This is a genomic window from Acinetobacter sp. CAU_H_S170_2, assembly GCF_058890445.1.
In genome coordinates this window covers 1,057,381-1,076,176 of sequence record NZ_JBZYAE010000001.1, presented here as the reverse complement: position 1 = coordinate 1,076,176, position 18,796 = coordinate 1,057,381, and the positions used below count along the sequence as shown (strand labels likewise).

Genomic DNA, 18,796 nt, shown 5'->3' with positions numbered 1-18,796 from the left:
CAATATTGGGAGCTTTTTTTCAGGTCTAAGTTTTATATAATCTGGCAAACAACACTTTTAAAAGCTATAACGATGAAAATAACAACTCTATTGATCAGTCTAAGTCTTTTGCCGATGCTCAGCCATGCAGCTTCAAATCCCTATAACTACGTCACCAGTGTAAAAGTGAATCAGGTTGAACTCAATGCACCTGTGACAGCACATCAAGTCAGTCAATTACTCGCTCCTCCGAATGGAAAAACCAGCAAACAATATGCCGAATGTACAGGCAACTATGAATACAGTATTACCAGTACCCAACCCAAAACCCTAAAATTTGAGATTTTTAGCGAAGATAATCCCAAGATTCAGGCTGAAAAATTCTATAAAGACAAAGCGAGTTTAAAACAACTCGGTCAAACCAAAGGCCGTGTTTGGCTTGACTGGAAAAGCACTCAAGCGATGGGCGAAAATATACGCGTGCAAAATACTCAGATCACACCGAATTATACTTTGCAGCAGTTTAAACAAGACTTTAAATACAGTGCACAAGGTATGGCAGCATCAGGTGAAGCCCAAGTTTTGCTCTTGCAGCCCAATGAAATCAAAGCCTTTCTAAAAAAACCCCAAGACTTTGCCCCACCCTACACAGCTTATCTCAACTTTGGTTTTAAAAATGGACGGTTAAGTAATTTTGCCCTTCAGCAAGCAGTGGCCTGATAAAGGCTTTTATTCCAAGAAACAATGCGACTGACATTGGCTTTTTTAAGTCGTTTAGAACTTACTGACAATAAAATAAACAGTCCAAACACTGTAGCCTATTAAATTTTGCCAATTCATTTGAATCGCACTCAGAATGAAGGCAGAGCATGTTAAACTATTCAGCGGTTTTTGCAGGGACTCACTTATGCACTTTGTACATCTTGGTATTCATACAGAATTTTCAATCACAGAATCAATTGTACGTATACCTGATTTAGTCAAAGCTGCTAAGGCAGAAGGTATGCCAGCCCTTGCCATTACTGACTTATCTAACTTACATGCTGCTGTAAAATTTTATGGTAAATGCTTAGATAATGGTATCAAACCGATTATGGGTTCAGAAGTTCGCTTGAACGATGCTGAACATCGCGTGACATTATTGGCGATGAGCAATGTTGGCTGGCGTAATCTAACCGAACTGGTTTCAGAAGGTTTTATCCGAGGTCAACAGCTTGATATTCCTTGCGTTGCAAAAGACTGGATTTTAGAACAAAACCATGACCTGATTGCGCTACTTGGCATGCGATCTGATGTCGGCAAAATGCTCTGTACATCGAATCCGCAAAAAGCCGAACCTTTACTCGAAGAATGGATTGCAAAGTTTGGCAATCGTGTTTATTTGGCTTTATGTCGAACAGAGCGTTCAGGTGAAGATGACTTCAACTATGAAGCCCTAAAACTGGCTAAAAAATACAATATTGGTGTAGTTGCGCACAACGATGTGCACTTCATGAAAGAAATAGACTTTGAAGCACACGAAGCCCGAGTCTGTATTGCCGATGGTTATGTATTAGGGGATAACCGCCGACCAAAAAATTACTCTCCAGAGCAATATTTTAAATCTGGCCAACAAATGGCGGAGTTATTTGCAGACATTCCCTCTGCAATTGAAAATACTTATCAGATCGCGAAGCGTTGTAACGTCACTCTGCAATTAGGTAAATACTTCCTGCCTGACTACCCTATTCCTGAAGGCCATACCATTGACACCTACTTTGCACATTTATCCAAAGAAGGTTTAGAAGAGCGTTTAGACTTTTTATATCCACCAGAAACGCGTGATGAATACTGGCCTCAAAAACGTAAAGAATACGATGATCGTTTAGAGTATGAAATCGGGACCATTCTTAAAATGGGTTTCCCAGGCTACTTCTTGATTGTCATGGACTTCATCCAATGGTCCAAAGGTAATGGCGTTCCCGTTGGTCCAGGTCGTGGTTCAGGTGCAGGTTCACTTGTTGCATACAGCTTAAAAATTACGGATCTTGATCCTCTCCCATACGGACTACTGTTCGAACGCTTCTTAAACCCAGAACGTGTTTCAATGCCCGATTTCGACGTCGATTTCTGTATTGCTGGTCGTGATCGTGTGATTGACTATGTTGCGCGTACATACGGACGCGATGCAGTATCACAAATTGCCACTTTCGGCACCATGGCAGCCAAAGGTGCTATTCGTGATGTGGCACGTGTCTTGGGTAAATCCTATGGTTTGGCAGACCGAATCTCAAAAATGATTCCGACTAAACCTTTAGGTTTAAGCCTCGAAGAATCCATTGAAGCAGAGCCACAACTTAAAGACATTGTCACCAACCCATCTAACCCAGACAATGACGATGCCGCTGAAATTTGGGAAATGGCATTAAAACTCGAAGGCATTACCCGTAACACAGGTAAACACGCAGGTGGCGTGGTCATTTCCCCAACTAAAATTACCGACTTTTCTGCCGTTCTATGTGACGCAGATGGTACAGGCCGTGTTGCGCAGTACGATAAAGACGACGTTGAATCTGCAGGTCTGGTGAAGTTCGACTTCTTGGGTCTACGTAACTTAACGGTCATTGAAGATGCCGTGAAGAATATCAATAAGCGCATTCAGTTAGATGTGCCTTTAGACATTGCGTTCATTCCGCTTGATGACAAAGATGCATACCTTATCTTTGCCAATGCCAACACCACAGCGGTCTTCCAGTTTGAATCCGTGGGCATGAAAAAAATGCTCAAGGAAGCACGTCCAAGCAAATTTGAAGAAATTATCGCCTTCGTATCCCTTTACCGTCCGGGTCCGATGGACCTGATTCCAGACTTTATCCACCGTATGCATGGTGGCGAGTTTGAATATCTTCACCCCCTACTTGAAGGTGTACTTGAGCCGACTTACGGCATTATGGTTTACCAAGAACAGGTAATGCAGGCAGCACAGTATTGTGCGGGCTATAGCTTGGGTGGTGCGGACTTACTTCGTCGTGCAATGGGTAAGAAAAAGCCCGAAGAAATGGTCAAACAGCGCCAAATTTTCACGGAAGGTGCAGCGAAAAAAGACATTGATGAAGCCACTGCCAACCATATTTTTGACTATATGGAAAAGTTCGCAGGTTATGGCTTTAACAAATCGCATGCCGCAGCTTATGCCTTAGTGGCCTATCAAACGGCATGGCTCAAAGCGCATTATCCAGCTGAATTCTTAGCAGCGGTGATGTCATCGGAAATGCAAAACACCGATAACGTGGTGTTCTTGATTGATGACTGTCGACACAACGATATAGAGGTATTGCCGCCTTCGGTCAATATGTCTATCTATCAATTCCATGCTTCGGACGATAAAACAATCGTCTATGGGCTCGGTGCGATTAAAGGCGTCGGTGAAGCGGCGATGCAGTCAGTCATTGACTCACGTATTCAAGATGGGCCATATCGTGATTTGTTTGATTTCTGCCACCGTATTGATCTGAAAAAAATTAATAAACGGACTTTAGAAGCGTTGATTCGATCAGGTGCTTTAGACTGCCTCGGCATTGAACGCTCAAGTCTAATGGCGCAACTACCTGAAGCGGTACAAGCGGCTGAACAAGCTCGCTCAAACCGTGAAACAGGTATCATGGACTTGTTTGGTGAAGTTGAAGAAGTACAACGTAAACCCGCTAAACCCGTTAAACCTTGGTCAGATGAAGTCCGTCTCAAAGGTGAAAAAGATACTCTAGGGTTGTATTTAACCGGCCACCCAATTGATGTCTATCGCACTGAGTTGAAAGCGTTTATTCCGAACAAAATCAATGAACTTACCCCAACCCGTCGTGGTGTTACTACGGTTTTTGCAGGTCTCGTGGTCGATGTAGCCAACTTCCCGAACCGAATGATGGTGACGTTGGATGATGGTACCTCACGAATTGAAGTCTCTGCGAATCATGAACGCTTTATGCGTTTTAAAGACATCATTCAAAATGAAAAAGTCGTGGTAATTGAAGGCGAAATTTACGAGCGTGAAGGTTTTGACCGTCCAATGGGACGCTTAACCAAAGCATTTACTCTGAATGAAATTCGTCAAAAACGCGCCAACTGTATTCAAATTCGTCTCGACCCAACACATAGTACAAAAACACTGAGTCAAGATTTAAAAAATATACTTGCACCCTTTTGTAATGTCGATATGTGTAATCACATCCCGCTGCAATTGCTATTGGACTACCCGTATGCCACGGCTGAATTGCACTTAGGGATCAATTGGAAAGTGGCACCGCTGGATGAACTACTTTCTAAACTGCGTGACTATTTTGGTAAAGAAAATCTTCATGTGGAATATCAAGTCAAATCCAAAGCAGCCAAAGCGGTGAGCTATGAAGAAGCCAAACCTGTAGATGTACCACCGCCCCCTGCGGATATGAGCATGGATGATGCCATTGACTTATATCAAGCTGAAGTCGGTCAGTTCTCTTAATTATTTAAATTTTAAAGATTCATTGGAAAAATCATGAGCCAATTTGACAATGCCGCTGTTTCAGCGCATCTCTCCCATGTGCGTATTGTCATGGTCAATACCACACTCCCTGCGAACATTGGTAGCGCACTGCGCGCCATGAAAACAATGGGACTCTCAAAGCTGGTGTTGGTTGCGCCAAAAACCTATCCACATCCCGATATTGATGCTTTGGCTGCGGGTGCAACTGATTTAATTGAGCAGATTGAAATCGTTGAAACCCTTGCCGATGCCATCAAAGACTGCCATTTAGTGTTTGGCACGAGTGCGCGTAGTCGTACCATTCCTTGGCCTTTGCTTGACGCACGCCCTGCGGCTGAAAAATCAATTTCAGCAGTGGTGAATGATCAGCAAGACGTTGCTGTTGTATTTGGCCGTGAAGACCGCGGACTGACCAACGAAGAACTGGCCATGGCTAACTATCATGTCACCATTCCTGTAAATACAGACTATGGTGTACTAAATGTGGCTCAAGCCATTCAAGTGATTTGTTATGAAATGCGTATGGCCACACTGGCTGCTGTGGAAAGCGGTGAAGATGAAGCTGCAACCATGCCTGTCACAGATACAGAGTCTATGCAATGGGATGAGCCTTTGGTCACCCATGAGCAAATGGAACAGTTCTACCCGCACATTGAAAAAATGTTGGCCGAGATTGAATTTTTAGACCCCAAAAATCCACGATTACTGCCTTTACGCTTGCGTCGTCTTTTTGGACGTATACAATTAGATCGTATGGAATATCATTTACTTCGTGGTATTTTTAGTCGTGTACAAGCCTTAAACAATGGCACATGGAAAAAGTCAAATACGGATCAAACAGAGGATCAATCTAATGCTTAAACAGCTCAAAGAAGATATACAAGCTGTATTCGCGCGCGATCCTGCGGCACGAAACACTTTAGAAGTTCTAACCACATATCCAGGCATTCATGCCTTGATCATGCACCGTATGGCGCATGAGTTATGGAAAAAAGAATGTAAAGGCTCAGCACGTTTATTGTCTTCTTTTAGCCGTTTTGCAACAGGTATTGAAATTCACCCGGGTGCTAAAATTGGTCGTCGTTTTTTTATTGACCATGGCATGGGCGTCGTGATTGGTGAAACCGCTGAAATTGGCGACGATGTGACCTTATATCACGGTGTCACTTTAGGTGGAACTACATGGAATAAAGGCAAACGTCACCCGACCTTAGAAGACGGCGTAGTGGTTGGTGCTGGTGCTAAAATTTTAGGCCCTTTTACTGTCGGTAAAAATGCGAAAGTCGGCTCAAATGCAGTCGTCACCAAAGCAGTTCCAGCCGACACGACCGCAGTTGGTAACCCTGCACGCTTTATTTCTAAAGATAAACCGAAAGATGAGGCAGAAACACGTCGTCGTGATTATGCAGAAAGTATTGGTTTCCAACCTTATGCTGCAACACAAGACCAGTCTGATCCAATTCTTGAAGGTATGCGTGTTCTACTTGACCGCATTCAGCTCAATGAAAAACGGATGAACACCTTATGCCAACGTTTGTCTTTGCTTGATCCAACCTTTAAAAAGCAACAACAAAATGAACAACCCTTTAGTGCTGAAGAATTGAAAATTTTGGAAGATGTACGCCGCGAATGTGAAGCTCAAAGCCTGCCATCCAATGACTAAACATGAAAAGTGTTAGTTTTTGAAAACCTGCCTATAGCAAACCTTGCATGTTCATCAGAGTTTTTTTAGACTGACGAACATGCCTTTTATACCACTTCTTAAAATAATGAATGGAAGAACCTTATGATGCTTAAACCCTTAGCGGTTGCTGTTCTTGCTGTCTCGTTTTTAACAGCGTGTAGCTCAAACCCAACGAAGAATAACAACGATACCATCGTTTTTACAGAGCCTGAATTAACTGCACCATTTTATGCACTCAATCCATTTAATTATGATGCGCCACCTCCATTTGAAATTAACTTAAAAAAAGCAGCGGCTCAGCCTGTAACAAAAATGGAAGTGACTCGCTCTGACGATCCATCTAAAAAAATGGTTTTAGACACCAATAAACTGATTATTCCAACCATAAACAGCAAAGACCGTCAATTAAAGTTTGCCGTACTGGCAGGCGACAATGAAGTCGACATTACTGAAATTGATGACTTCTTACAGTTGGCTGAAGGCAAAGCCCGTCACTACCCACCACGTTTTACAGAACGCCAAGAACGTAAAGGTTTTGAGTTAAAACTAAAAGAAGTGACACAACAGCTTGATACGTTAGCATCAAAAGACAATGCTTCATTTGATGTACTGGTCCGTGCATTCAAAGCCAGCGTTATGGCACGTAATTTAGACCTTGGTTCAGTCTATACCACCAAGTCTTTGGCTTATGCACAGCGTATTTTAAAAATTAACCAAGAAGACCCTGAAGCAAACTTCTGGTTCGGTTTTGCTTTGTCTGAAGGTGGTGGTCAACGCGAAGCAATGCCATACCTCGATAAAGCAATGAAAGCTGGTGTTCAAGAAGCATATTTAGCGACAGCAAATAACTACATCGCGATGGAACAAAAGAAAAATGCGGTGCAAACCTTGAAAAACTACAAATTGAAATATCCACAAGAAGCTGAAGTTGCGGATCGCTTGATTAATGAAATTGAAAAACAAGGTCGTTGGAATGTTTGGCAAGTTCTAAATACTGCAAAATAATTCCATCACTTCTGATGTACCTAAAAAATAGACCGAATTTTCGGTCTATTTTTATTTTAGGCGAATTGATAAATCCGAAAATTATCGTATGATTTAAAAAATTCAAAAGAATAAACGGTAGTCGATGCTTTTTATGCCTAAATACATCCGTAGCACCTTGATAGTAACTGCTCTATTTTCGCTCTTGAGTGGTTGCCAAGTGGTCAGTGTGAAAAATCAATCACTGAACGTCACGATTACCAATGAGCGTGAGAGTATTTTAACGCGAGATAAGCTCAGTGAAGCGAGTCTAAACGTGTTGTCCATGACAGGTCGAGAAGCCAAAATCTGTTCAGAGCAACCTGAAGAATGTGTCAGCGAACTCAGACAAATTCCACAAATTCAGGATGAACAACTCCTCTCTACTGCCAGCGAACTGTATCTCGCTAAAGCAATTTCCTTAGAAAAATCATCTACCTGTAAAGTGAGTATTTTAGCCAAGACTCAGTCCGAAGAAAAAAAAGCGCTACAAAAACAAAACTACCAAAGCTGCCTAGATGAGCAACTCGGCATGTTGGATAAAAGTATTCGCTATAGTTATGCCTACATGTTTAACACCAAACGTGGTCCCCAAGATCGTATTTTTGATAACCGACAAGTCCAACTGCGTGACTTTTATAACCAAGCTATCGCTAAACTTGTACATAGTTATGGACTACGCCATGAACCATCTGAAGTCGGTAATCAAATCAAAGTGGGACAAAGTATTTACCGCATAAATTACGATAACTACCCACTTTTAAAAAACCGTCAAGTTGAACAACTAATGTCAACTTACAATATGAACTTCTCAGGCCTCCGCTCTATCACGCGTCGCGATGGTTTTGGTTCAGAGTTTCTGATTGTTCTCCCACCTGAGCATAACGATACCTCACCTGAAAAAGCCAAATATATTGTCGATCCACTGCATTATCAGTACACCAATGGTCGTAATCCTAACATTCACAATGCCCGTTATTTAGCAGCGACTATTACCGCACAACCACGCTCTGCATCCAATATCGATGAGATCTTAAACAACCCTGAGTTTGAAATCTCAGCTTATGATCCCTATAAGTTTGAATCTGCGAAAATTGCAGGCAAAAGTTACCCTCTTGCTGCAAACTTTTCTGCGCCTTATGGCTTATGGTTGGCACAAAACAATTTAGGTAAAGCCGCGTATTTATCACTGATTGATCGTGATGCACGCCTCACTATGCCGCACCTATACATGCTTGAGCCGTACAACCCAAATAAAAAAGTGGTGGTGCTCGTTCACGGACTAGCCAGTAGTCCAGAGGCATGGATTCGTTTGACGAATGATGTCATGGGCGATCCCGTGCTACGTGAACACTATCAAGTCTGGCAAGTGTTCTACTCGACCAATATGCCAATTTTGGAAAGTCGTTTCCAAATCTATGCAATCATTCAACAAAGTTTTAATTTGGTCGATAGCAAAGCGCCTGCCAAAAAGGATGCCGTGCTAGTGGGTCATAGTATGGGCGGTATTATTGCGCGGCTTTTGGTAAGCGATGCTGACTTAACCCCTGCGGCAATGAAACTGCTACCCAATCGACGTGTGCAACAATTTAAAAATGATCCTCTGTTTAAATCGCGCCTCGACATTCAACCGATTCCAAATTTCAGTCGGGCCATTTTCTTAGCAGCGCCACATCGTGGGACAGAGTTTGCTGACCGCTGGTTTACCCTCGCGGCGCGTAAAGTCATTCGTCTACCAGGTGCATTTTTGGGGGCACTGACCGATGTTATACAAAGTAGTGACCCTGACCTACAAGAATTTATTAAAGATGTAGATAATGGACTCATACAAAATGGGCCAAGTGATCTCAGCAAGAACTCTAACTTCACTCGGTTAACTAAAAACGTCGTTCCATACAAAGGCATGAAATTCCACAGCATCATGGGGAATGCGACCAAAAGTGATGACATCAATATCATTACAGACGATGTCGTGCCTTATACGAGTGCCCATCTAGATGGTGCATTGTCTGAGAAGATTATTAAAGGTGGACATTCTATTCAAGAAACGCCTGAAGCTGTTCTTGAGATACGTCGTATCCTACGGTTGCAGCTGACTGAACTCGGTCTGTATAAGCCTTAAATCTTAAAAAGCCTAAACAGATGTTTAGGCTTTTTTATTTTTGCTTTACACCTAATGCCTACAGCAATAATCACTTGGCTGTTTAACAACTGTTCGCTTTATAGATGATTTATTGTTTAGTCGTTTTCAATTTTGCTAAGATATTGCCATTCATACAATAGCTGTTCATAGCGCATAAATACACACGGTAAGCGGTGTCGCTCGGTCTATTTTTATATTGTGCATTTTCAAAGATTTAAGGATTTCACCTACATGAGCAATTCGGGAATCATAACTGATTTGTCCACACTCACACCCATGATGCAACAGTACATGGGCGTCAAAATGCAACATCCGCACTCTTTGATGTTCTATCGTATGGGTGACTTCTACGAGCTGTTCTTTGAAGATGCACACAAGGCCGCTAAACTTCTCGGGATTACCCTGACCCATCGTGGCAAAGCCAATGGTGAACCCATCCCTATGGCAGGTGTTCCTTACCATGCAGCTGAAGGCTACCTTGCTCGCTTGGTGAAAAAAGGCGAAACCGTCGTTATTTGCGAGCAAATTGGTGAAGTCACAGGTAAGGCCCCTGTTGAACGTGGCGTTGTCCGGATTATTACCCCAGGTACACTGACAGATGATGCCTTACTGACTGCACATCAAAGTTCAAATCTTGTCGCGCTTTGCGTACAACAAAACGAAATTGGTATTGCGCTGTTAGATTTAAGTGCAGGTTTATTCAAAGTTCAGCAACAAGAGTTTCAGCTTGAGCAACTCGGTATTGAACTGTCTCGTCTGATGCCAAGTGAAATTTTGGTCGATGAAAATATTGTCGACCCCAATATCATTGAACACATTAAAAAACTGCTCGACTGCCCTGTAACACGCCGTCCCAATGTCGACTTTAATTTAAACAATGCACAAAAAACTTTATGTGATCAGTTTGCTGTATCGACTTTAGCTGGTTTCGGTATTGACCATTTGCCGCTTGCCAAAGCAGCAGCAGCATCGCTGATTCATTATGCCAAAGAAACGCAAAAAACAGCCTTACCGCATATTCGCTCTATTCAGCTTGAACAAAGCAGTGATTTCATTGCGCTTGACCCTGTGACACGTAGAAACTTAGAGCTAGTTGAGCCTCTGTTTGAACACGGCACGTCATTATTTCAACTCATCAATGACTGTCAAACGGCAATGGGTGGACGTTTACTTAGTCGTACACTGATGCAACCGTTACGTGATACCAAGCTCTTAGACGCACGTTTAGATGCCACTAAGAGTCTTGTGGATGGTTACCATGAATCACCAGTCCGTTTAGTATTAAAAGAGATTGGAGACATCGAACGTGTCCTCAGTCGGGTGGCTTTAGGTAGCGCCCGTCCGCGTGACTTAGTGCAACTGCGCCAAGCCTGTGCGCAAGTCCCTTATTTACGTCATGCCATTCAACCCGTGATTCAAAGTAAACAGTCCGCACTCATTACCCAATTGAATGAGGAATTGGGTGATTTCCATGGCTTACATCAACGTTTAATGTCTGCCATCGTTGAACATCCACCTGTGCTTTTACGAGATGGAAATGTGATAGCGGAAGGTTTTGATCATGAACTCGATGAACTCCGTAAAATCCGCGATCATGCAGGACAGTACTTGATCGACCTTGAAATTCAAGAACGTCAAAATACTGGAATTTCGACCTTAAAAATTGGTTATAACCGTGTCAGTGGGTATTATATTGAACTGACCCGTGCACAAGCCGAGCAAGCACCTGATCACTACATTCGTCGTCAAACCTTGAAAAATGCTGAGCGTTATATCACCCCTGAGCTAAAAACCTTTGAAGACAAAGTGCTTTCGAGTGAATCCCGTGCATTAGCTCGCGAAAAAATGCTGTTCGAAATGCTTTTAGATGAACTGCGCGCCGAGATTGGGCATTTACAAATGATGAGCAGCGCTATTGCGCAGATCGACCTCTTAGCCAACTTTGCACATCAGGCTCGCTTACGCAATTGGTCACGTCCTGAGTATAGTCCAGAAATTGGGGTTAAAATTATTGCGGGACGTCATCCAGTGGTTGAGGCTTTGAACAAAGCCTCATTTACACCGAATGACACGACACTTGATTTTAACCACCGCATGGCCATTATTACGGGTCCTAACATGGGCGGTAAATCAACCTTTATGCGTCAAACGGCTTTAATTAGCCTATTGGCCTATTGTGGCTCATATGTACCAGCCCAATCAGCAGTCTTAGGTCCTATTGATCGAATCTTTACCCGTATTGGTTCTGCGGACGACCTATCTACAGGCAAATCGACCTTTATGGTGGAAATGACTGAGACCTCGCAAATCCTACATCATGCAACCAATCAGTCGCTGGTTCTGATGGATGAAGTTGGTCGTGGCACCAGTACCTATGATGGTTTATCCTTGGCATGGGCTTGCGTACTTGACTTAACCAAACGCATTAAATGCTTATGTTTATTTGCCACACATTACTTTGAACTAACCGAGCTAGCCAAAGAAACTGCTATTGATAACTACCATGTCACCGCAAAAGAACTCAATGGCAACCTCATTTTGTTACATAAAGTCCAACATGGGCCAGCGAGCCAAAGTCACGGCTTACAGGTAGCAAAATTGGCGGGTATTCCTGCCAGTGTGATCAAAGAAGCACAAAATCGTCTGAAAATTTTAGAGAAGCAACAGCTGCAAAAACCTAAAGTCGTTCAAAATGATTTGTTTGCCGCGATAGAAACACCTGAACTTGAAATCATTGAACGTGTGGTCGAAATTGAGAAGCCTTCTGCCGCACTTGAACTACTCAAGAGCATTGATGTCGATAACTTAAGTCCACGTGAAGCCTTACAGCAGCTTTATGCATTGAAAGATCAGCTACATTCATAGTAGTTTTCTATTTTTGTAAACCGTCTAGACCGTCAAAATGACGGTCTTTTTTATTGTAAAAAGCAATTTTCAGCAGAATGTTCAGTTTTTATCAAATTTAACAGCCGTGCATATAACAAATATCAATAAAAGCAATTGTTAGTTGGTGCTGTTTTTGCCTAAAATACACATTAGTTATTAGAACCATATTTTTAGGTAGCCTTCGCCATGACCTTTGTTGTCACTGAAAATTGTATTAAATGTAAATATCAAGACTGCGTAGAAGTTTGTCCAGTAGACTGTTTCTATGAAGGTCCAAACTTTCTAGTGATCAATCCTGATGAATGTATCGATTGCGCACTGTGTGAACCTGAATGTCCAGCAAATGCAATTTTCTCTGAAGATGAACTGCCAGAAGGTCAAGAAGTATTTATTGAACTAAATGCTGAGTTATCACAAACTTGGCCGAACATTACCCAGATTGGTGACCAACCTGCTGACCGTGAAGAATGGAACGGTAAAACAGATAAGTTACAATATTTAGAAAAGTAAGCCAGAAAAAGATCAGCATAAGCTGATCTTTTTTTATACCTAAAACACACATTTGATTGCAATATTTCCAATTTTTCCTCACAAATTTGGATTAAAATAATAGGCGTATTTTTTAAATATTTGATTTCTATAATGAAGAAATTTTTAAAGGGATTATTTGCGGTTAGCATAATCCCCTTGGTGATGATTGGCTGTACGACTTCATCCCACAAAGGCCAGACCATCACAACTCCTGATGGAAAACGTATTTTTATCCCACAAGAGAAAATTAGTTTTGACCGCCCTGCTCCACCTAAAATTATTCCTTATACCTACAATGCTTGGATGTCTGTCGGTGACACGCTAGCACGCGTACGTGAGTATGAAGTTTTTCTTGAACGCAATGGCGTGGGAAATATCATCCCAAGCTTTGAACTGCTCAGAACAGCACGTGACTGGCAAAAATGTGGTCGTTCACAATACATGATCCCGAACCGTGAACTTTGGAAAAACCAAATTGCGACCTTAAAAGTATTTAAATATTTAGTTGCAGCCAAAGTACTGACTGATTTTGAAGTCACTTCAGTTTATCGTGATCTACCTTTAAACCAATGTGCTGGCGGTGCAAACTCATCCCGCCACTTATTCAATTCTGCCATCGATTTTCGAATTGGGTCTGAAAACCCGCAACCCGAAGATTATGCTTATATTGAAAATACAAAATATCGTCTATGCCAATTTTGGACCCAACATGGTCAGAGCTTGAACATGGGCTTAGGTTTATATGCTTCTGGTCAGATTCACATTGATACCCAAGGATATCGTACATGGGGCCCAGACCTCAGTCGCAATTCTTCGATGTGTAGTTACTAGTTTTTAAAAATTAAAAGAGGTCAATATGACCTCTTTTTTTGAGCATTGATTTCAACAAATATGGTCGGAAAAATTGCACTCTGAAAATAAAAGTTTAAAATGCTCCACATCGCAACCAAGGTGAACATGCTATGCAACAAATGTGGACAGAGATTGATAACTATATCGATGCACATTTAATTCCTGAAGACCCCATTCTACTGCAAACTTTAGAAAATACAGAGAAGCATGGTTTTCCAGATCACTTAGCTGTTGCACCCAACCAAGGTATGCTTTTACAGATGTTGATTCAAATGAATCAGTGTAAACGTGTGCTAGAACTCGGCACTTTTGCTGCCTATAGCACCATGTGGTTAGCGCGTGCTTTACCTGAAGACGGCTATATTTTAACGATTGAAGGGCGTGATACGCATGCCGCGATGGGTCAAGAAAATATTGACAAAGCTCAGCTTAAACAAACCATTGAACTCAAATGTGGACGTGCAGCAGATATCCTTAAATCACTGCCTGCAGACATTGAACCTTTCGACTTTATTTTTATTGATGCCGATAAACAAAGCTACCCAGAGTATTTGGAATTAAGCCTGAACCTATCTCATTCAGGTACTTTGATTTTCCTCGATAACGTAATTCGTGCAGGCGATATTATCAATCCTGAAAATCATAAACCAAGTATTGAAGGGATTCGAGATATGTTCAAAGCGATGCAAAACCATCCGAAAATTTTGTCGTGCACCGCACTTCAAACGGTCGGTAGCAAAGGACATGATGGATTTGCCTTAGCCATTGTAAAATAAGCCAAAACTTAGATTAAAAAACAATCGATTAATTTAAGCTTATATAAATTATAAACTTACATTTACTGTCCATATAGTTATCCACAATTAATGAGGATAACTATGGATAAAACAGTTCCAATTCAGAGAAATCACTCTAAATTAACGGGCAACCAGTAAAGGAACTTTGGCATTCCTAAAAATAGTGGTTGCAATGCTGCCCAAGAAGAACTGATGAATTTTACTGTGGCTGAACGCACCGAGCACAATCAGTTGTATGCCATGCTCATTTTGGTATTCCAGAATATTTTCAGCCACGTCACCATAACGATATTCTGTAATCACATCCAAATTCGCATCTTTCAAATACTGTTCAGGTTCTCTTAAAATTTCAGGGTGGTCACCGACATAGACCAAATGGCATTGTAAGAGGTGCAGTAGATCACTTTGCGCAATCCGCTTCATCATCTTCACACACGTCGGTGAATACTCGTAGGCAAAGATAAAGCGCGTAGGTGGCTTAAAGCTATCACCTACCGTCATGACGGTACAATTTGCACCACGGATAAAGTTTTCAACATTACTGCCCAATGGTTTATTGCGTTCAGCCGATTTCTCACCCACACGGCCAATCACCACAATGTCATCTTCGTGCAATAAGTTAAAACTTTGCTCTAGAAAGTCACCCTTTTCTTGAATATGCGTTGTATGTAGGCCATGCGTTTCGAGAATGAGTTTCGAAATATGATCGAGTAAATTATTGCTATAACTGAGCGCAAGTTCACTTTGTTTTTGCTCTAATTCAGCCAGCTCTTTGAGCAACATTGCATTGCTTTCAAATCCAATTACCCCGCTAATTTCACCTAAGTGATAACTTGCAGGATAATAATCCAAAACTTGTAAAAGGACCAATTCCCGCCCAGTCTGCTTTGCGATCCACGCCGCAGCTTCTGCTAGGGCATTGATACAAGGGGAAGAATCGATACATGCAATGACTCGTTTCATTATCGCCTCTCATTACACCGCATTTGGTATAAGGTCTCATTGTTGTTCTAAACTTAGCATATCTTTTTTTTTGATGGCAGGTTTTTATGTAATTAAGTATTGATAAATGTTCAATATTCTTTGATATCTTAATCACGTAAACGAATAAACTGAGCAGGATTGCCAGCAACAATCGATTGCTCCGCGATATCTTTGGTTACCATACTATTCATTCCCACCACTGCATGTGCACCAATTTTCACTCCATCTTTCACGCCCACATGCGCACCCAACCAAACATCCCGTCCAATTTCTATCCCTTGTGAACGCACAGGTTGTTGATAAATCGGATTACTGAGTGCCATGCCATGATCAAAGGCATATAAGTGACAATAAGCCGCAATACGCACTTGATCATGTAACTTAATCCCCACACGACCACCATCTAAAATACAATGGTGGTTGATCGCGACTTCGCTGCCAATATCTAAAGGCCCATGCAAAGTACAATCGGCAGCAATAAACGTGTTGTCCCCAATGACAATTTTTCGACCAGGCTCTGCAAATATGTGTGCCAATGGAGAAATAAAACAGTTTTGACCAATTTCAACGGTTTCCATTTCCATTAGATAAGCTTGGTATTCTTGCTGCCACTCTTCCGCCCACACGCGGTTTTTAGGCTTGAGCGACCAATACAACCAGGGCATATAGTTTAAGCGGTGCTTATGCTGCTCACGATATTTTAATAAGGGATCAGTCATGATGGTCATCCACAATTTTTAACGCTTCACGTCCACGGGTTACATCTTGTATTTTAAGTGCGAGCGCTTCAATCTGATGCACTTGTAATAATGCCTCTACAAGCACGCCATCCGCAGTATATTGCTCATTAAATTCAATCTGCTGGCTATTCAGCTCGTACTGGAAAATCGCCCATTCATTAAATTGGCAGGCAAAATACACTTTTTTCTTCTCAATAAGCTCTATTTTTTCAGCCAACAGTAAACACTGTCCTGCTGTTCCACCATAAGCACGTACCAGCCCGCCTGTACCTAACTTGACACCACCATACCAACGATTGACTAAAACCAAAATATTGGTTAGTTCATTGCCTTCAATGGTCGCTAAAATAGGACGACCTGCAGTACCTGAGGGTTCACCGTCATCATTAAAACGAACATTGTGGCCAATTTTCCATGCCCAGCACTGATGCGTGGTACCGATATCTTTATATTGCTCTAGAAAATCTTTAACAGCTTGTTCATTTTCTACAGGCACAGCAAAAGCTTGAAAACGACTTTTTTTAATGTCTTCTTCATAGCTCACTAAACTAGAGATGGTAAATGGCATAGCGTAATTTTTAAAAATTTCACAAAAAATTATAACGTATTTTCAATCAGCTATCGTATGAAAATGGCTTTTCGCTTTAAGCCCACACAAAATAAATAGATATGCATCCTATGTAGCATGCTGAAAGAAGTGATTTCAAAAGGATGATAGAAAGGGAATGCCCTATTCTTAATTCAATACAAAGCGATGGATTAAAAATATGAGAGGGAAATCTGCGCCAATTATTTTCATTGGCGCAGAATAATCTTATACAGTGAAATCATCACCAAGATAAACTTGACGCACGGTTTCATTGGCTAAGATTTCATCTGGAGAGCCTTCAGCAATCACCGCACCCTCACTCACGATATAAGCACGTTCACAAATCGCCAAAGTCTCACGAACGTTATGATCTGTAATTAGAACGCCAATACCACGGTCTTTTAGAGTACGAATAATATCTTTAATGTCACCCACTGAAATTGGGTCAACCCCAGCAAAAGGCTCATCGAGTAACATAAATTTTGGATCGGCTGCAAGTGCACGTGCAATTTCAGCACGACGACGTTCACCACCAGATACACTCATACCCAATGAATCTTTAATATGGCTAATTTTGAAATCGGCCAGCAATTCATGCAGACGCTGTTTACGTTGTTCTTTGTTCAGGTCTTTACGCGTTTCCAAAATCGACATAATATTTTCAGAAATGGTGAGTTTTCTAAAAATTGATGCTTCTTGAGGTAAGTAACCAATGCCTTTACGCGCACGTTCATGCATGGCCAAATCAGACATGTCTAGGTCATCAAGATGAATTTCACCTTTGTCCATACGCACCAGTCCAACCACCATATAGAAACTGGTAGTTTTCCCTGCACCATTAGGGCCAAGTAAACCTACGATTTGTCCGCTTTGCATGCTAAACGATACATCTTTCACTACCCAACGCTTACTGTAGTTTTTCGCAAGATGCTTAATACATAGGGTTTGTGGCTGATTGAGAGTTTGCTCCATTAGTCACGCGCTCCTGGGAAGGATTGAGAACTTGAAGGTGGAATCACAATTTGAACACGACCACTCGACGAACCACTGTTATTTGGTGTACCAATCGCTTCGATGTCACCTTTGTTCATACTATAACGCAATGTATTACCGCGAATACTGGCACCATCTTGTTCTAGAAGTGCACTGCCCGATAAGGTAATAATGCCTGTTTCTGCATTATAAATAATTTTTTGCGCCTGACCTTTGGCAATACCTTTATTGGTACTGACTTGCTGCTGGAAACGTGCAGGCTTACCATTGGCCGTAATGGTGCTAATTTGACGGGTTTGATTTAAATTGGCAACAATTGAATCTGCTTGTAGTTTCATCGTACCCTGTTCAATGATGACATTGCCTGTGTACGTCGTAACACCAGTTTTTTCATTAAACGTTGCTCGATCTGCCACCAACGAAATCGCTTTACTACGGTCACTTGGTAGTGCTAAAGCAAAAGTTGAAACAGCCACACCTAAACTCAGTGCAAGTGTTTGCTTGAGGAAAGTTTTAGAAATAGAAAATTTTGGATTATGGTTCATACTTCCCTCGAATATGGAAAAAGTCATATTGACCCGTATTTAAATTCGCTTTTAAGCCCTGACTAACAAATTCGGCTTGTGGTGTCGTAACAACCACTTGATGCTGAGATTCAAGTTCACGCGTCTGTGGAAACGCAGTCAATTCTGCGGTCTCAAACTGCATCTGACCTTGATCCAACATTTTCTTTGCAACCACTTGGTTTGTCAGAACGACTTTTTCGTTGTCGTTGATGCCATTGGCTTGCTTGGCATAGAAAGTCGCATCCACTTTTCCATCTTTATACATCTCAGCATTTAAGTTCTCTAACTTAGAGGTCTTCTTTTGCATGTCCTGCTCAAGACGATCTACTTTTGCGCGGACGTATAAATTACCCTCCTCATCTGTTTGAGTCAGTTGGATCTGCTCAGCAGAATAGGTCATGCTTTGCGCACCATCGACCTCGAGCTTTTGCCCTTTTCCGCTGTAATAGTAATAACCACTACTGATAGCCGCAATGGCTACAGCAGTGATATATAAAACTTTAGTATCCATAAATGTTAACTAAACTCTCA

Annotated in this window: 16 protein-coding genes; 10 read left to right on the top strand and 6 right to left on the bottom strand. The window is 41.7% G+C overall.

Translation table 11 applies throughout. From position 1 onward, the window contains the following. The first annotated feature begins 72 nt into the window (after positions 1-72). The 10 genes from AC5EUN_RS05265 (at position 73) to AC5EUN_RS05220 (ending at position 14,372) form a co-directional block, all read left to right on the top strand. On the top strand, positions 73-699 hold the full coding sequence (locus AC5EUN_RS05265; protein WP_029575057.1) for a hypothetical protein: 627 nt from the start codon (positions 73-75) through the stop codon (positions 697-699). A 187-nt stretch (positions 700-886) separates the two neighbouring features. Beyond that, positions 887-4,456 (top strand): DNA polymerase III subunit alpha, encoded by a 3,570-nt coding sequence (dnaE, locus tag AC5EUN_RS05260; RefSeq protein ID WP_010327056.1) that lies wholly within the window; start codon positions 887-889, stop codon positions 4,454-4,456. 33 nt (positions 4,457-4,489) lie between these two features. Then, positions 4,490-5,338, top strand: a complete 849-nt coding sequence (locus AC5EUN_RS05255) for an RNA methyltransferase (RefSeq protein ID WP_010327057.1) — start codon at positions 4,490-4,492, stop codon at positions 5,336-5,338. Beyond that, positions 5,331-6,140: a serine O-acetyltransferase gene (cysE, locus tag AC5EUN_RS05250; protein ID WP_004696365.1), complete on the top strand. Its 810-nt coding sequence runs from the start codon at positions 5,331-5,333 to the stop codon at positions 6,138-6,140. The genes AC5EUN_RS05255 and cysE overlap by 8 nt, the downstream gene beginning before the upstream one ends. Positions 6,141-6,263: 123 nt before the next feature. Next, on the top strand, positions 6,264-7,166 hold the full coding sequence (locus tag AC5EUN_RS05245; RefSeq protein ID WP_029575058.1) for an ABUW_2363 family tetratricopeptide repeat lipoprotein: 903 nt from the start codon (positions 6,264-6,266) through the stop codon (positions 7,164-7,166). A gap of 133 nt (positions 7,167-7,299) precedes the next feature. After that, positions 7,300-9,306, top strand: a complete 2,007-nt coding sequence (locus tag AC5EUN_RS05240; RefSeq protein ID WP_029575059.1) for an esterase/lipase family protein — start codon at positions 7,300-7,302, stop codon at positions 9,304-9,306. Positions 9,307-9,558: 252 nt separating this feature from the next. Beyond that, positions 9,559-12,192 (top strand): DNA mismatch repair protein MutS, encoded by a 2,634-nt coding sequence (gene mutS, locus AC5EUN_RS05235; RefSeq protein WP_010327060.1) that lies wholly within the window; start codon positions 9,559-9,561, stop codon positions 12,190-12,192. 207 nt (positions 12,193-12,399) lie between these two features. Then, positions 12,400-12,723 carry a ferredoxin FdxA gene (fdxA, locus tag AC5EUN_RS05230; protein ID WP_010327061.1) on the top strand — a complete coding sequence of 108 codons (324 nt, stop codon included), beginning with the start codon at positions 12,400-12,402 and terminating at the stop codon, positions 12,721-12,723. Between the two features lie 132 nt (positions 12,724-12,855). Further along, complete coding sequence (locus tag AC5EUN_RS05225; protein WP_004982106.1) at positions 12,856-13,575, top strand: D-Ala-D-Ala carboxypeptidase family metallohydrolase; 720 nt, start codon at positions 12,856-12,858, stop codon at positions 13,573-13,575. Positions 13,576-13,706: 131 nt separating this feature from the next. Further along, positions 13,707-14,372, top strand: a complete 666-nt coding sequence (locus tag AC5EUN_RS05220; protein WP_010327063.1) for an O-methyltransferase — start codon at positions 13,707-13,709, stop codon at positions 14,370-14,372. Positions 14,373-14,513: 141 nt separating this feature from the next. On the opposite strand, the gene AC5EUN_RS05215 is transcribed toward AC5EUN_RS05220, so the two are convergent. The 6 genes from AC5EUN_RS05215 to lptC form a co-directional block, all read right to left on the bottom strand. Next, on the bottom strand, positions 14,514-15,356 hold the full coding sequence (locus AC5EUN_RS05215; protein ID WP_010327064.1) for a universal stress protein: 843 nt from the start codon (positions 15,354-15,356) through the stop codon (positions 14,514-14,516). Between the two features lie 128 nt (positions 15,357-15,484). Further along, the gene (locus tag AC5EUN_RS05210) at positions 15,485-16,096 is read right to left on the bottom strand and encodes an acyltransferase (protein ID WP_004982112.1); all 612 of its coding nucleotides are present in this window, start codon (positions 16,094-16,096) and stop codon (positions 15,485-15,487) included. Beyond that, a complete protein-coding gene (locus AC5EUN_RS05205; protein ID WP_010327065.1) occupies positions 16,089-16,685 on the bottom strand; it encodes an IMPACT family protein in 597 nt (198 codons plus the stop codon). Before AC5EUN_RS05205 ends, AC5EUN_RS05210 begins: the two co-directional genes overlap by 8 nt. A gap of 246 nt (positions 16,686-16,931) precedes the next feature. Further along, on the bottom strand, positions 16,932-17,678 hold the full coding sequence (gene lptB / locus AC5EUN_RS05200) for an LPS export ABC transporter ATP-binding protein (protein WP_004696348.1): 747 nt from the start codon (positions 17,676-17,678) through the stop codon (positions 16,932-16,934). Next, on the bottom strand, positions 17,678-18,244 hold the full coding sequence (gene lptA / locus AC5EUN_RS05195) for a lipopolysaccharide transport periplasmic protein LptA (RefSeq protein WP_010327067.1): 567 nt from the start codon (positions 18,242-18,244) through the stop codon (positions 17,678-17,680). Before lptA ends, lptB begins: the two co-directional genes overlap by 1 nt. Further along, positions 18,234-18,776 (bottom strand): LPS export ABC transporter periplasmic protein LptC, encoded by a 543-nt coding sequence (lptC, locus tag AC5EUN_RS05190; RefSeq protein WP_005400648.1) that lies wholly within the window; start codon positions 18,774-18,776, stop codon positions 18,234-18,236. The genes lptA and lptC overlap by 11 nt, the downstream gene beginning before the upstream one ends. Positions 18,777-18,796: the final 20 nt, after the last annotated feature.